Here is a 15,431-nt window from a genome sequence, read left to right on the forward strand (position 1 = left end):
AAATCCTGACAAACGAACCAGACAATCCCGAGGGAACTATCTACCCGTCCCGATGGCGGCCGGTTTAACGGCTGTCTACGATGATTTCACCTAAAGCGTGGGGGGCGGCGATGGCGGTGCGGCAGTCGTTAGGGGCAGCAGTCGTGAAGTGGCTGAACCCCACCAGCAGGCAGACAGTGCGGGTCGTGACGGTGCATCGTTCCCCGTCCGGGAGGATCGCGAGCGTCTTCATCGAGGCGCAGACAGCGGACGGACCGCGTGCGCTGTTTTTCTTCCGCCATCCCGACCGTGGCTGGCAAGTGTTTCCACCCGATATCCTGCGTCCCTCGATGGGCGCAGCACGCATCGCGACAAGAATATAGCGGCTGATCGGCCGCGAGCGGAGATTGCGCATGGAAGAGAACGCGCCAGACGAATTGCCGTCCCCCTATGAAACGAAGCTGCGCGAATGGATGAGCCGGTGGTACGACCACGCCATTGAGCAAGGGCTGGTACGTCCGCCGTTTCTGCTCGACGACGCCAAGGCCGAGCGCCTTGAAGGTTACTTCGCCGCCGGATTGACGCCATCGGAAGGTGCGCAGGCGTTCTTTGGACCCGCGCACTGACTGGCGCCTTCGTCACGGTGTGTCGAGCGCGCGTGCGTCCTTTAGCTGATCCAGCAAGTGCCGAAGTCGCCGGGCCTGGACGCGCTCGAGCCAGCAGCCTGTCCAGAAAGCTCACTAGAACCTGCAGTTTTCAAACTTGTAGCGCGACGGGGACTTGCCGCTGTTCTCGAGAAAGAAACGCGAGAACGCGGAGGGAGAAGAAAAGCCGAGAAGATCGCTTACCGCAGCAACCGAATAATCGGCCAGCGGCAGCAAGCGTCTTGCCTCTTCGAGCCGCGCATGGGCCAGGATCGCCTGAAAGTTCGTTCCTTCACCCTGCAGGCGCCTGTGCAGCGTCGAGCGTGAAATGCCAAGGCGGCCGCAGACTTCTTCCATGGGGTTCGCAAACGGCAGGCCGGCATGCGCCTCACGAATCATCTTCGTCACGAAATCTTCGATTCTCGAAGAAAAGGAATGGCCGACAACAAAGCGCCTGATATCGGCGTCGGCCTGACCGCAGAGAATATTTTCAGTGATCTCGTTGTACTTGCGATACGGCAAATCAGCGGAGCCGGTTCTCATCAGCATGCGGTTGCGGCTTTGCCTGAATTTCACCGTCGCGCCACACAGGTGCGAGAGCTGGGAGACGGGCGCAAACGAATCCCCAGTCAGCTCGATCTGGGTGGGAAAGGGCTCATCGTCGTTGTACTGTTCGGCGAGGCGAACGAGCAGCAGAAAATTATAGAAAGCGCTCGATGAACTTCTGCCCGCGCCGTCCAGAACGTATTCGAATTCGAACGTCTGGCCTGCTCGCTTGACCTTCACGGTATCGACATTCCCTATCAACACCCGGTAGCGCAGAAACTGGTCAAAGGCCTTCGTCAAAGTCGGGCTATTCGTGACGATGGCCAATAACGTGCTGATGGGGGCGCGAAAGGAATAACTGGAAAAAATCTCGAGCCGCTCCGAAGCCTGGTAGCCAGGCTCCAGCAGATTGAGCATCGCAATGTGCTTGTGAGCGGGTATGCGCCCGTCTGGATGGGCGAGCTCGGCCTCTGTGATTCCGGTGAGGCGCATGAAGTCATTTGGCGCCATGCCGTGTTCAATTGCGGACTTGAGCGAAAGTTGGGCAAGGACGTTTGAAACGGTCTTTTGATCGGTCGTCATGGGAGACACCATGGAACGGAGAAACGTCGCCTCGGCTAACCGCTGGTAGCTGGTGACTTTAGCATCCTTGCTTCAATCCTCAAACGGCCCGATACGCTCGAATATTGATTCCGCATGCATCGATATCCGGTGGCCTGAATCTGCGCGACGACTCCGTAAACTCCCTGCAAGGTGGCGCCAAAATGGCGGACGGCGCGGGGTTAAGGCAAACCCTGATGTCGCGACACACGGTTAAGTTCCGCGACGCCACGATAAGCGCAAACGTTTCTCTGGGTGCTATCGTCATCTCGCTACGTAGGGTAATTCAACATAAAACTAGAAGAAAAATGTAGTCCGATTACGGCCCCGCAATCCCGCGGGTCATCGTTCATGCAATCGGCAAAACAGGAGAGACACCGTGAGGAATGCGAAGCAAATAGCGGTTGCCGTCGCCGGCGCATTGTGTGCCGGCTCTGTGGCGTACGCGGATCAAGCCGCCACCAGCAATACATGGGGCAACAGCCCATTTTCGATTGTGTCGCAGTTCTTTTCCCAGGCTTCGGGCGCGTCACAGCCGGCCGTCGACTGGAAAGCGAAGGGCGATCAGGCCGACAGGCGCGCGGCAGTGCTGGTATCGCAACTGACGCTCGACGAAAAGATCCAGCTGGTGCACGGAACGGGCATTCCCACCGTCGGTCTGGGCGGGCCTTTTCCATCGTGGGTGCAGGGCGCCGGTTATATCCCCAGTGTCAGCCGTCTGGGCATCCCCCCGTTGGCGACGGCGGATTCGGCTGGCGGCGTGAACGTGCAGAACGCGCATACCACGGCCTTTCCCGCACCGATCGGGCTCGCCTCGAGCTGGGACGTGGCGCTCGCGGGCGCCTACGGGGCGCGTATCGCCCGTGAACTGCGCGTGCTCGGCTACGCGGAAGGACTGGGCGGCGGCGTCAATCTCGCTCGTGAACCGCGCGACGGCCGCACGTTCGAGTACATGGGCGAAGACCCCGTCCTCACCGGCACGATGAGCGCCGCGCGCACCATGGGAACGCAGTCGCAGGATGTGATCGCAACAGTGAAGCACTACGCGATGAACGACCAGGAAACGAACCGGATGACGAGCAATTCCGTGGTCGACGAACGGACGATGCGGGAAACGGAGTTGCTCGCATTCGAGATTGCCGTGCGCGAGGGACATCCTGGCAACGTGATGTGCTCGTACAACCTCGTCAATGGCGTCTATGCCTGCCAGAACCCGGAACTCCTCACGACCATCCTGAAGAAAGAGTGGGGATTCAAGGGCAAGGTTCAGTCGGACTGGACGGCCAACCATAGCACCGTCGCTTCCGCGATGGCGGGACTCGATGAAGAGCAGCCAGGCGATCTCGGAACAGCAGGGGCAGGCTTCGGCATTCAGTCTTACTTCAGCAGCGCACTCAAGGCCGCGGTCCAGGCCGGCAGCGTGCCGGTTTCCCGTCTGAACGACATGGTCTTTCGCAAGCTTCGCACCATGATCGCGCTTGGCGTCATGGACAATCCGCCAACGCCTGGCGGCTCGGTCGACCAGACGGCAGGCAACCGCGATGCCCTGACGGTCGCGCACGAGTCGATCGTTTTACTGAAGAATGGTTCGGCATCCGGCAGCAACCAGCCGGTCCTTCCGCTCGCAGCAAACGGCCTGCACTCGATCGTCGTGATCGGCGGACATGCCGATGTCGGCGTGATGTCCGGAGGCGGGTCGGGGGGCGTGCCCGCGGCAGATGGCAACGCGGTGTCGGGATGCCAGTCCGGCAATCCGCTGCTTTCGAGTTGCGCGACCTGGTACAAGTCCTCGCCATACAACGCCATCAAGGCCAAGGCGCCGCAAGCCACGGTGACGTACTTCGACGGCACGAACGCGGCTGCCGCAGCCAGCGCAGCCGGCAACGCCGATGTCGCGATCGTGTTCGCCACGCAGTGGGAAAGCGAGGGCACGGATCTGGCGAACCTGTCATTGCCGGACAACAAGGCGGACCCGAGCAATCAGCTGTACGACCAGAATGCGCTGATCAATGCGGTGGCGGCGAAGGCCAAACGCATCATCGTCGTGCTGGAGAACGGGAGTCCCGTCACGATGCCTTGGCTCGACAGCGTTCACGGCGTAGTGGAAGCGTGGTATCCGGGTGTGCAAGGCGGCCAGGCGATCGCGGACATTCTGTTCGGCGACGTCAATCCGTCCGCCAAGCTGCCGATCACCTTCCCGCGTCAGGAGGCCGATCTGCCGCAGCCGACCATCGACCCCAACAACCTGAACGTCGTCTATAGCGAAGGACTCCTGATGGGATACCGCTGGTACGATGCGAAGAACATCGATCCGCTGTTTCCGTTTGGGTATGGCCTTTCGTATACGACCTTCTCGTACTCGGGGCTCAGGACGCATGCCGATCAGGGCGGCAACGTGATCGCCACCTTCACCGTTGCCAACACGGGCTCGCGTGCCGGCGCCGAAGTGGCCCAGGTGTACGCCACGCTGCCGCCGGGGCTGGGCGAGCCGCCGCAGCGTCTGGTAGGGTGGGCGAAGGTCGCTTTGCGCCCTGGACAGTCGCAACAGGTGAGCGTCGTCATCCCGGCGCGGCGCCTCGCGACGTGGAACGTCACGACGCACTCGTGGCAGGTTCATGGCGGAAGCTACGTGATCCGTGCCGCGTCGTCGTCACGTGATACGAATGCGTTGTCTGCACGCGTTGCCGTTGACGATATGCACTGAGGTATGGGCGGCCTGGGCGTATCGAGCGCCCAGGCCTCGTGTGCAAGCCCGGACGCCCAGCATCCAGACAAAATCGGCCAGTGCAATAATGTGCGGGCCTGCGGCACTGCCGATGCGCTGCGGGTTCCTTCAAGTGCGAGAGTCGTTGTTGCAGGTCTGCATGCGACAGATGCACCGGAGTGGCGCACGCGCGCGCTCCCTTATCGGCTGCGCCATATCCGCGCGGCTTCAGCACAGACCGGACGATCGTCTTCGCCAACTCAGTCCGGGAGAGATCCGATGTCCTTGATCGACGTGCTGGAACCGCTCGTTCGTACCACTATTGCCCCCGAAGCCCCCCAAACGGATCAGAGCGCGCGCTTTCCACGCGCGGCGCTCGACGCATTGGGCGAGGCAGGCCTGCTCGGGCTCGTCAGCGCCGAGGAAGTCGGCGGCATGGGGCTCGGCGTCGCGCAGGCGTGTCAGGTGGTCGAGCGCATTGCGCGGGATTGCCCGTCCACCGCGATGGTCGTCACCATGCACTACGCCGGCGCGATCCTCATCGAAAAATACGGCCCCATCGAAGTGAGGCGCGCCATTGCGCAAGGCGAGCACCTCACCACGCTGGCGTGGTCCGAGACCGGCTCGCGCAGCCACTTCTGGGCGCCGGTCGGCACCGCGCGGCCCGACGGCGACGATTTCGTGCTCAACGGCAGCAAGAGCATGGTGACGTCCGCCGTCGAAGCCGACTCCTACGTCTGGTCGTCGCGACCGGCGCTGGCCGCCGAGGGCGCCAGTACGCTATGGCTCGTGGACAGCCGCGCGCAAGGGCTGCACTGTCCGACACCCTTCGACGGCCTCGGCTTGCGCGGCAACGCGTCCGCGCCGATCCAGGCCGAAGGCTTGCGTGTGCCGGCCAGTGCGATGCTCGGCCCTGATGGGGGCGGCGGCGACATCATGAACGGCGAAGCGTTGCCGGTGTTTGCAAACCTCGTTGCGTCGACATCGATCGGCATCGCCGATGGCGCGCTTGAACGCGCCATTCCGCACGTGACCGCCAGCCGTTTCGCGGAAAGCGGCAGTGCCCTTGCCGACCTGCCTACCATCCGCGCCTATCTCGCCCGCGCGCAGCTTCGCGTCGATCAGGCGCGCGCGCTGCGCGACGATACGCTTGCCGCGCTGGCCTCGGGCCGGCCCGACGCGATGCTGCGCGTACTCGAAGTGAAGGCGGTGGCCGCGGAAGCCGCGCTCGCCGTGACCGATACGGCGATGCGCATTTGCGGCGGCGCGGCCTTTCGCAAGGAGGTGGGCATCGAGCGTCTGTTCCGCGACGCGCGCGCCGCCTCCATCATGGGGCCGACCTCGGACGTCCTTTACGAATTCATTGGCCGCGTGCTGTGCGGTCTGCCGCTCGCCTGACGGGGAGAAGCACATCATGTCCTCAAGCACACGCAATGCCCCCCTGATGCTCGGCGCCGTTGCCTACGCGCCCAAGGTCGTCACGATCTGGGAGGGCTTCAAGGCATGGTTTGCCGAACGCGGACTCGCGATCGACTATCTGCTTTATTCGAACTATGAAACGCAGGTCGAGGCGCAGTTCGCAGGAGATATCGCGTTCGCGTGGAATTCACCGCTTGCCTGGATACGCGCGAACCGCATCGCGCAGGCGCGCGGCGAAGCGGTGCTGCCGCTCGCCATGCGCGACACGGATATCGATCTGCATTCGGTGCTGGTCGTCCGCCGTGACAGTCGCGTCCAGACACTCGCCGACCTGCGCGGCGGCACGGTCGGTTTCGGCGCGATCGACTCGCCTCAAGCCACGCTGATTCCGCTGGATCATCTGCGCCATGAGGGCGGCCTCGTCGCGGGTCAAGACTATCAGGCGCAGCGCTTCGACGTGCTGGGCGGCAAGCACGGCGATCACATCGGCGGCGAACGCGAAGCGGCGAGCGCGCTCGTGCGCGGCGAAATCGACGCCACGTGGATGATCGCAGGCAACTACCGGGCGTTTGCCGACGAAGGGACGCTGCCGGCGGGCGAGTCGCGCATCGTCGCCACGACGGGGGCATTCGATCACTGCAACATGACGGTCAGCCCCGGCGTGCCGCAGGAAGCGGCACAGCGCTTTGGCGACTTGCTGCTTTCGATGGACTGGAATGACGCGCGGGTGCGCCCGTTGCTCGAACTGGAGGGGCTCAGGTCGTGGCTGCCGGGCCGCACCAGCGGCTACGCATTGCTCGAGCGCGCGGTAACGGAAGAGGCTTTCTATGACGACCAAGGCCGAATCGTCGAGCCCGCTTATCGATATTGAGTCGCTCGGCTTCGACGCCGGCGCTCATCTTCTGGTCAGACATGCACTGGACGCGCTGACGCCGGGCCAGACGTTGCGCGTGGTGGGCGCGGCGCCCGGCTGGGAGGTCATGCTCGAGCACTGGTGCCGCGGTCAAGGCCATCTCGTGCAGTGGCAATTGGTCGAAGGACAGCGCTTCGCCGTCATCGAGCGCGACCGCAGGTACGGCCGCTGGCGCGACGCGCAGCAGACCGGCCGCAGCGACCCGCGCGTGGCAGAGGCGGTTGCATCACACGCATCTCCGGCCTGGGGGCTGGCGGCCAGAGGCGCACAGGTGGAAGCGGGCTCGCCTGAATTCGCCTTTCGGCTGGACCAGAAAGCGGAGGTCTGGACCGAAAACGCCGCCGATCTCTATGCCCAGGCGGTCGCCGCACAATGGGATCCTGACGTGGCAATCGACTGGCAGGTGCCGTTCGAATTGCCTGCTCCGGTGGAAGCCGCTGTCGTCCAGATCATGACCTATCTGGTCGAGAACGAGAACGCCGCGCTCATCGTGCCCGCACGCTTTCTCGGGCAACTGCATCCGCACTATCGCGAACTGCAGGCCGCGCTTGCGATCCAGGTAGCCGACGAGGCGAGGCACATCGAGGTATTCACCCGGCGCATTCGCCACAAGGGCCACGAGCCCGCGTTATCGACGGCAGGCGGGCAGGCATCGCTCAAAACGCTGCTCGACGAACCCGACTTCTCCGTCGCGAGCTTTTTGCTTTCTGTCATGGGCGAGGGCACCTTCGTCACGCTGCTGCAATTCCTCCAGAATCACGCGCCCGATCCGCTGACGCGCCAGATCGCACGCCTTGCCGCTCGTGACGAGGCCCGTCATGTCGCGCTGGGCATGTCCCATCTCCTTTACCGGCTGAAGAGCGAGCCGCGCCTGCGTTCGCGTCTGGCCCACGCGGTCGAGCAACGTCATGACGCGCTGCAGGGCACCGCGGGTCTGAACGAGGAGGTATTCGACGCGCTGATCCTGCTCGCCGCGGGCGAGCTGACGCCGGCGGCCGTGGCGCGCGGCTATGCGCAGGTTCAAACCTTGATGCGGGAGATGGCCGATGGCCGCTACACGAGGCTCGTGCGTCTTGGCTTCGAGCAGGCTCAGGCGAAGCAACTTGCCGCACTGCATACGCGCAATTTCATGTAGCCGTTGGCGCGATCCACTCACGCTTCGACCTTGACGCGACGCTTTTCGAGCCTCTGAAGCGAGGGGGAGCGCTCGGTGAGTCTTGCCGCCGATTCTTCTTCCGCACTCCGTGCACCTGCGAACTGCTGTCTGAATTCGAGCGGCGTCATGTTCTTCGACGCCTTGAACTGACGGTTGAAATTCGCCACGTTGGGAAAACCCGAGCGCGTTGCGATCACGGATATCGGCGTCTGTGTGTCGGTGAGCATCCGGCAGGCATGCCCGATTCGAACGCGGGTAATGTATCGCCCGACACTCTCGCCCAGATGCTGAGTGAAATGCCGCGTCAGGGATCGCTCGGATAGCCCCGATGCCCTGGCGAGGGTCGAGAGCCGTAGGGGACGCGAAAACTGCGTTTCGATCAACGCGAGCACGCGATTGATCTGTTCGGGTTCATGGCCGGTCGGCGTGCCGGTTCGCGCGTCAAAGCCGCTCGGCGAAGCGAGTGGCGTGGCCGGTAGTTCCGAGAGGAAATCGAGGACATCGAGGGCGGCTTGCAGCCGCACGCGCGGTTTGTCGGACAGCAGGCGCTCGATGTGTTCTCGCATGCGCGTTCCGGCGCCGTCTTCGAACGCCAGCCCGCAGGCCGCGCGCCGCAGCAGATCGCACAGGCCGTTGTATTCCGGGCAAACGTCGGCCAGCCTGCGTACCCACGCACCATCGAACCATATGACGATTGCGACCTCAGGCTCTGCGTCGTCGATCGAGCGGTTGGATGCCCAGGTATGCGGCAGGTTGGGTGGCACCAGCACCAGATCGTCCGCGCCATAAGAGGCGACCGAATCACCGATATACCGCTTGCCCTGACTGTTCATAGTCAGTGTCAGTTCGAATTCGGGATGGTGATGCCACTCGAACGGTATGCGGCGCAGCCGCCGGTGGTAAACCCTTATCGAACAATCGTGGCCGAAATCAACGTGTTCGTAAGCTGCTTTCATGTCCTGAATTAAGAAATCTTTGACCGGATAGTATCACGCAACCGGTCACGCCTCGCGTACGCTCCATGTATCAAAAACATCACCTGGAGACGATGTAATGGCATTGCAAATTGACGACCTGCCGGCAGCCATCCGCCAGGCGAAGCGAGCGTTGCGGGCGGCGCTCCCCAACTACCGGGAAGTGTTCGCCGAGGTCGAAGCGGCGATGATCAAGGAGGCGCAGCACATCGCGGCGCTGCGCGACCGGGGCGAGTCCGTTATTCCGGAAATCCAGTTCGAGGACATCGTGGCGAACCGGGTCACCGACGCGCAGATAGCGCTCGTCAAGGCCCGAGGCGCCTGTGTGATCCGCAAGGTCTTCGACCGTTCGCTCGTTGAGCAATGGGACAACGACATCGCCGACTATGTCGAGCGCAACAACCTGGACGCCAGGTTGCTCAATCGCGCCGAAGACAAATACTTCGGCCAGCTCGCGTCGAGCAAGCCGCAAATCTACGGCGTGTACTGGTCGAAGCCGCAGGTGCTCGCGCGCCAGTCGACTGAACTCACGCAGGCGCGCGTGTTCCTCAACCGTCTCTGGCGCACGCAGAGCGAAGGCCGGGTGCATTTTGACCCGGACCACGTTCCGGTCTACGCAGACCGTCTGCGTCGCCGACCGCCCGGTTCGGAGTCGCTGGGTTTGTCGGCGCATTGTGACGGCGGTTCGGTTGAACGCTGGATCGAGACGAACTTCCGCAAGGTCTATCGCCATGTGTTCTCGGGGAACTGGCGCGAATACGACCCGTTCGATGCCGCGTGGCGGACTGACGTCGAGGAGATTCCTTCGCCGGCCGTCTGCTCGATGTTCCGCACGTTTCAGGGATGGACGGCCCTGACGCCGCAAGGCCCCGGCGACGGCACGCTGCAACTGGTGCCGATTGCGAACTCGATGGCCTACATTCTCTTGCGCGCGCTGCAAGACGACGTCGCGGAGGACGACCTTTGCGGAGCGATGCCGGGCCGCGCGCTGTCCATCAAAGCCGAATATCACGCACCCCTGTTCCATGCGCTCTCTTCGATCCCGCTGATGCAGGCCGGCGACACGGTTTTCTGGCATAGCGACGTCATCCATGCGGTCGAGGATGCACATCGCGGCAAGGGCTACAGCAACGTGATGTATATCGCCTCGGTGCCGGCCTGCGCGAAAAATGACGCCTATCTGAAGCGGCAGCTTCCGAGCTTCCTGGAAGGGAAGAGTCCGCCGGATTTCCCAACGGACCATTTCGAAGTGGACTTCGTCGGTCGCGCCACAGCAGAAGATCTCACTGCGCTTGGCCGTTCCCAGATGGGCTTTGATTTGTAAGCGACAAGGGCAGTAGGGCGGGTCTGTCGGCGATACGTCGACGGCCCCTCAATACTGGAAATAAATTAGGAAACTTAAATGAAAAGAAAGCGTTGAATGTTGCCGTTGCTGCTGTAGCTCAACTGGCTACGAATCAACAGGGCGGCGCGCGACAAGGTTGGCGGAAACCTCTGGCCACATGGCTTGAATTGCTGCGCTGCAGGTGCTCGATGTCGGCGGGAAGTTTGCTATCAACCGCGAGATTGAACATCTTCGAATCGCCTGGATTTCCAGAAGCTTGCCGACGCTTCGATCCTTACGTTTCGTTATTCAGATGCCCAGGATTAGGTGGTTTCCCGAGGAAACAAGCGGTCTCGCGAGGCGATTCTTGAACTAGACTTTGACTGTTAGTCTTACTATATTCCAGAGACTTTTCTATGTAAGTTGATGCGGCGAGCGATAAGCAAAGGGGAAAGTTTTATGGCTATCGTCGTACACAACATCTCTGTGGTTCATTCGAGCCGGAGCGCAGCGTGACGGCGAGCGATGCCGCGTCCGCTACGAGCGGCTGGCGGCATATCGTGCGCGCCCAGAGCATCAGCCTGTCTTACGGCAAGATACGCGCGCTTTCCGGCATCGACCTCGCCATTGGCCGCAACGAGATCGTCGGCCTGATCGGCGATAACGGCGCGGGTAAATCGACGCTCATCAAGGTGCTGACCGGTGTCGTGCGGCCGAGCACGGGCAAGCTGTTCATCCGGGACGAAGAGGTCGACTGGAGCCGCTTTTCCGTGCGCGAGGCGCACCGGTTGCGCTTCGAGACGGTCTATCAGGAAAAATCGCTGGGCGAGAAGCAGCCGCTGTGGCGTAATTTTTTTGTCGGCCGGCAGATCACCAACCGGCTCGGCTTCATCAATGTCGCCGAAGAGCGGCGCATCGCCAACGATATTTTGAAGCAACAACTCGGTTTTCGCGGCGTGGGGATCGACGCGGATTCGTTGATCGCGAAACTCTCCGGCGGCGAGCGCCAGGGCATCGCGATCGGACGCGCGATGTATTTCGACAGCGATCTGATCATTCTCGATGAACCCACGGTGGCGCTTGCCATCAGCGAGGTGCGCAAGGTTCTCGACTTCGTACGCTCGATCAAGGAATCCGGCCGCGCCTGCATCTACATCGAACATAACCTCGCCCATGTGCACGAACTCGCCGATCGGCTGGTCGTGCTCGATCGTGGCCGGATTGTCGCGGATATCAAGTCAGGTGAGATGAGCCTCGAGGATCTCACGCGGTATTTGATTTCGCTACAGCAGAGCGGGCACGGTCCGGCGCCGGTTGCGGGGACAAAGACGTGAGCGATCCGATAAAAGAAAAACGGCCGGCGCGCTTAGTGCTTTTTCGCCTGCCGGGTTTTGCTCGCATGGAGGGATTGCCGAGCCTGGTCGTGTTTGCGCTCGTGGTCGGCCTGTTCATGGCAACCGCGCCGCGCGTCTTTCTGGGCTGGCCGATCTACTTCTCCTTCCTGACCACCGTGCCGCCGCTGGTGGTGTTGGCGATCGGGCTGACGCTGGTGATTGCGGCGGGGGAGATCGATCTGTCTTTCCCCTCGGTGATGGCATTCTCGGGCTTTCTGTTCGCCTGGTGCGTGAACACCACCGGATCCGCCTGGCTGGCCATTCTTGCGGCGTTGGCAGGCGGCGCGCTGGTCGGCGTGGTGAATGGGGTGCTGGTCGCGGTGGTCGGGATGCCCTCGATCATCGTGACGATCGGCACGCAGTTCCTCTGGGCAGGTGTTGCTTCGATTCTTTCCGGCGGGCTCTCCTATGCGCTACAGCAGCTCGCCAGCGGTTCAGCCTATGCAGTCTTCACGGGCACATTGTTCGGCGTGCTCCCGATGCAAGCGCTCTGGGCGCTCGGGCTCGCCATATTCATGTGGTTCATCCTCAATCGCCACCGATTTGGCGAGCACGTGCTGTTCATCGGAGACAACCGCAACGTAGCGAAGGTCGTGGGCATCAATGTGCTGCGTGAGACGGTGAAGCTGTTCACGCTGATGGGTGTGCTGGCCGGTTTCGCCACGGTTCTGCTCACGCTCGAGAACCTGAACTATTTCTCGACCCAGGGGCAAGGCTACCTGCTGCCGGCGCTGGCCGGCGTGTTCATCGGCGGAACCTCGGTGTTCGGCGGCACGGCGACGATCGTGGGGACGTTCTTCGGCACTTTCGTGATTGGCATGCTGGAGGCCGGAATCGTTGCAACAGGCATCGCCGGCTTCTGGGTACAGGCGATTGAAGGGGTGGTGTTCATCGTCGCCGTGATCCTGCATCTGTTGGTCGAGAATCCCGCCAGGCTGCGCGCGTTGCGCGAAAGATTCAGGCTTGGGCGGTGATAAAGCCGTTAAATCAGGAGATAGGAGAGAGAGATGAACAAGATCATGACGGGATTCCTCCTGGGGGCGGGCGTGCTTGCGTTCGGCCTCTCGCCGAACGCTGGTGCCACCGATCCGACCACGTCAGGGCAGCTCGGCGCCGGTATGACGATGTATATGCAGATGGGCGGAAACCCCGGCGATGGCGCGACGCTGCCACGTCAGACCGGGGCTGCCGACGCGGGGCATGCCTTCGGCATCAAGGTGATCGAGCAGTTCTCGGCGTGGAGCCCGGAGACGATGCTTGCGCAGTTTCGCCAGGCGATGGCGGCAAAACCGACGTGCATCGGCATCATGGGCCATCCGGGCGATCCAGCCTTCGCACCCCTGATCAAACAGGCGGTAGACCAGGGCATCATCGTGACGGTCGGCAATACGCCGCTACCCGACAACCAGAAGCTTTACGACGCGAAGGGCTTCGGCTACGCCGGCGTCGAACTCTACGTAGGCGGGCAAATTACCGCTCAGGCCATGCTCAACGCCGGGCTCAAGAAGGGCGACGAGGCGCTCGAGTACGGTGTCTTCAACGAGAGTGTGCGCAGCCAGTCCGACCGCGGTCTTGCCGAGACACTGGAAAAGGCTGGCGTGAAGGTGACGCGGCTCAATATCTCGCCTCAGGTGGATTCCGATTCGTCGCTCGCCGTGCCTATCCTCGTCGCCTTTATCCAGGCGCACCCTGATCTGAAGGCGATCGGCACCCAGCACGGCGGCGTGACCGGGTTCATTCCGCAGGCGCTCCAGCAGGCTGGCAAGAAGCCGGGGCAAATCATCGTGGGCGGCATCGATCTGGCGCCCGCCACGATTTCCGGGCTGCAGAGCAAATTCATCACCGCGACGCTCGATCAGCAGCTCTATCTGCAGGGCTTTTTGCCGGTTACGCAGTGCGTGCTCTCGGCGGCTTATCACTTCGCGGGACTGACCATCAACACCGGCGCAGGTGTGCAGACCCCCGCGACGATCGACTCGCTCATTCCGCTGATCAAGCGAGGGATCCGCTAAGGACGGATGGTGCGAGACGGGGCGGCCTGAGTGGTGCCGTCCAACTTTTGAACTGACTGCCAGCGCAACCGCTTTACAATGAGCGCTCTACGACTGGACCAACCGGATGAAACGCCTTTCAGTGCTGGCTATCGTTGCAATCGTGGCGCCGACCGCCGTCCTGTTCGGCGCCGCCTTGCTTTCATCGCCGGCCATCGCAGACGTTACGGCACGCCAGGAGGACGTCGCGCAACGCGGCGCGGAAGTCATGCCGTTCTCCCTGGCGGCCACCACTCACATCTTTACGAAGACGGCCGATGGCGGGGTTCAGCAGGTCATCACGAAGCGTCATGATCCGAAGCAGGCCGCGCTGATCCGTGAGCATCTGGCGATGATCGCCCGCCAGTTCTCGGCGGGTGATTTTGAGGCGCCGGAGCAGATCCATGGCAACGATATGCCGGGCATCGCCGCGCTGCAAACCGCACAGCCGGGCGAATTGAAGATTCAATATCGCGATTTGCCCGATGGAGGCGAAATCGTCTATCGCACGCACGAGCCTCGCCTCGTCGCGGCGCTGCACACATGGTTCGATGCACAGTTGTCCGATCACGGCCATGACGCGATGGCAGGGCACGATGCCGGCATGATGCACCACCATCATTCAATGGACAGCGCCGCAGCGGAGTAAACCGCGCATACGACCGGGATACCGGCGCAAGACTGTTCGCAGCCTTCTCCGCGCCTCGTCTCAGGCTGTGTTGATATGAACGCGCAAATGCAGCCGTCGAAATGCATTCGGCGTCATGCCTTTACTCTTCTTGAACAGCCTCCGGAAATATCCGCTGTCTTCGAAGCCGCATTCGTAGGCGACCTGCGCGATCGTCAGCCGGTCTTCGGCAAGAACGATGGCCGCGTGCAGCATACGGCGTTCGTGGACGGCGTCGGTCAGCGTACGGCCATAGACGGCGCGATAGATCCGCCCCAGATAGTCCGCGTTGCAGCCAAGGTGCGCTGCAATCGACGATGCGCTGACCGGCTCGTGAAAGTGCGTGCGAATCCACCGGTCGGCGCTGGCCGCCAACTGCTGCGGGGCCCCGTCGACAGCGGTAGCCGCGACGCGCGAGCGCTTCAGTTCCCAGAGCATCTGCAGGATCGTGAGGCTGTCCGGCAATGGCTGGACGCCATAGATCTGCTGGTCGTTCAAGAGACGCTGGAACATCCCCGATAAATGATCGGGCCGCTCGACGCGCGCGTGCTGGGGAAACTCCAGCACCTCGGCGGATGCCGAACCAGAAAGCGGCGTTTCGGGCACGGTGAAATGCACCCAGTAAAACTTGAGGTCGGGGGCAAACGGCGACGTGCCGCCGTGCAGCCGGCCCGGCCAGAGCAACAAGGTTTCCCCTGCATTCACGTCGAATTGCTTGCCGTCCTCGTGAAGTTTCAGACAGCCCTGCCGGACATAGATCAACTCGTAAGACTGGATGCGCCGCGACGGGTGCACGCCCACGCCGCGCGATACGAACAGGCCGCCATTGCTCGCTTCGACAGGCGGTGACCAGGCCACGCGGAGTGCAGGATCAGTCATGGGCGGAAAAGTCGGAATTGTCCTGTTTTACTGCGGTTTCTTCATCTTGCGGTGGCAAATGGGGCATGTCAATCTCTGCGCACCGGGCGTTCGTGGACAGCCGGAAAAGGCTGCTGCAACGCACAAAGGTAGAAAAAAGCCCATTTTCCCGAAGTTTGGCGGCACCTCCCGAGCGGCGAAGCCAGCATGACGGTGCGTGTCG

Annotated in this window: 14 protein-coding genes; 11 read left to right on the forward strand and 3 right to left on the reverse strand. The window is 62.3% G+C overall.

The window, feature by feature from the left end:
- Positions 1-392: 392 nt before the first annotated feature.
- Entirely contained in the window at positions 393-605 is a 213-nt protein-coding gene (locus E1N52_RS01970; protein ID WP_133179688.1) for a hypothetical protein, read from the forward strand.
- Positions 606-719: 114 nt separating this feature from the next.
- On the opposite strand, the gene E1N52_RS01975 is transcribed toward E1N52_RS01970, so the two are convergent.
- Positions 720-1,751 carry an AraC family transcriptional regulator gene (locus tag E1N52_RS01975; RefSeq protein ID WP_165979306.1) on the reverse strand — a complete coding sequence of 344 codons (1,032 nt, stop codon included), beginning with the start codon at positions 1,749-1,751 and terminating at the stop codon, positions 720-722.
- Positions 1,752-2,148: 397 nt separating this feature from the next.
- Here E1N52_RS01975 and E1N52_RS01980 point away from each other — a divergent pair, with 397 nt between their 5' ends.
- The 4 genes from E1N52_RS01980 to E1N52_RS01995 all read left to right on the forward strand — a co-directional run bounded on the left by E1N52_RS01980 (position 2,149) and on the right by E1N52_RS01995 (position 7,940).
- On the forward strand, positions 2,149-4,473 hold the full coding sequence (locus tag E1N52_RS01980) for a beta-glucosidase family protein (protein WP_246088913.1): 2,325 nt from the start codon (positions 2,149-2,151) through the stop codon (positions 4,471-4,473).
- A 279-nt stretch (positions 4,474-4,752) separates the two neighbouring features.
- On the forward strand, positions 4,753-5,871 hold the full coding sequence (locus tag E1N52_RS01985; RefSeq protein WP_133179691.1) for an acyl-CoA dehydrogenase family protein: 1,119 nt from the start codon (positions 4,753-4,755) through the stop codon (positions 5,869-5,871).
- 16 nt (positions 5,872-5,887) lie between these two features.
- Complete coding sequence (locus E1N52_RS01990) at positions 5,888-6,763, forward strand: phosphate/phosphite/phosphonate ABC transporter substrate-binding protein (RefSeq protein WP_133179692.1); 876 nt, start codon at positions 5,888-5,890, stop codon at positions 6,761-6,763.
- Positions 6,720-7,940 (forward strand): ferritin-like domain-containing protein, encoded by a 1,221-nt coding sequence (locus tag E1N52_RS01995; RefSeq protein WP_133179693.1) that lies wholly within the window; start codon positions 6,720-6,722, stop codon positions 7,938-7,940. The genes E1N52_RS01990 and E1N52_RS01995 overlap by 44 nt, the downstream gene beginning before the upstream one ends.
- Before the next feature lie 17 nt (positions 7,941-7,957).
- Here E1N52_RS01995 and E1N52_RS02000 read toward each other — a convergent pair whose 3' ends face one another.
- Positions 7,958-8,917: a helix-turn-helix domain-containing protein gene (locus E1N52_RS02000; protein WP_133179694.1), complete on the reverse strand. Its 960-nt coding sequence runs from the start codon at positions 8,915-8,917 to the stop codon at positions 7,958-7,960.
- A 97-nt stretch (positions 8,918-9,014) separates the two neighbouring features.
- Between E1N52_RS02000 and E1N52_RS02005 the strand changes: the two genes are divergently transcribed.
- From E1N52_RS02005 to E1N52_RS02025, 5 genes are all read left to right on the forward strand, one after another.
- Positions 9,015-10,259: a DUF1479 domain-containing protein gene (locus tag E1N52_RS02005; RefSeq protein ID WP_133179695.1), complete on the forward strand. Its 1,245-nt coding sequence runs from the start codon at positions 9,015-9,017 to the stop codon at positions 10,257-10,259.
- Positions 10,260-10,771: 512 nt separating this feature from the next.
- The gene (locus E1N52_RS02010; RefSeq protein WP_133179696.1) at positions 10,772-11,593 is read left to right on the forward strand and encodes an ATP-binding cassette domain-containing protein; all 822 of its coding nucleotides are present in this window, start codon (positions 10,772-10,774) and stop codon (positions 11,591-11,593) included.
- Positions 11,590-12,627, forward strand: a complete 1,038-nt coding sequence (locus tag E1N52_RS02015; protein ID WP_246088914.1) for an ABC transporter permease — start codon at positions 11,590-11,592, stop codon at positions 12,625-12,627. Before E1N52_RS02010 ends, E1N52_RS02015 begins: the two co-directional genes overlap by 4 nt.
- Before the next feature lie 33 nt (positions 12,628-12,660).
- Positions 12,661-13,665, forward strand: a complete 1,005-nt coding sequence (locus tag E1N52_RS02020) for a substrate-binding domain-containing protein (protein WP_133179697.1) — start codon at positions 12,661-12,663, stop codon at positions 13,663-13,665.
- Positions 13,666-13,771: 106 nt separating this feature from the next.
- Entirely contained in the window at positions 13,772-14,332 is a 561-nt protein-coding gene (locus E1N52_RS02025) for an aspartate carbamoyltransferase (protein ID WP_133179698.1), read from the forward strand.
- Between the two features lie 60 nt (positions 14,333-14,392).
- Here E1N52_RS02025 and E1N52_RS02030 read toward each other — a convergent pair whose 3' ends face one another.
- The gene (locus E1N52_RS02030) at positions 14,393-15,151 is read right to left on the reverse strand and encodes an AraC family transcriptional regulator (RefSeq protein WP_246088915.1); all 759 of its coding nucleotides are present in this window, start codon (positions 15,149-15,151) and stop codon (positions 14,393-14,395) included.
- A 76-nt stretch (positions 15,152-15,227) separates the two neighbouring features.
- Here E1N52_RS02030 and E1N52_RS02035 point away from each other — a divergent pair, with 76 nt between their 5' ends.
- Positions 15,228-15,419 (forward strand): hypothetical protein, encoded by a 192-nt coding sequence (locus E1N52_RS02035; protein ID WP_133179700.1) that lies wholly within the window; start codon positions 15,228-15,230, stop codon positions 15,417-15,419.
- The last annotated feature ends 12 nt before the right edge of the window (positions 15,420-15,431 follow it).

This window comes from Paraburkholderia guartelaensis (assembly GCF_004353905.1).
Lineage (GTDB): Bacteria > Pseudomonadota > Gammaproteobacteria > Burkholderiales > Burkholderiaceae > Paraburkholderia > Paraburkholderia guartelaensis.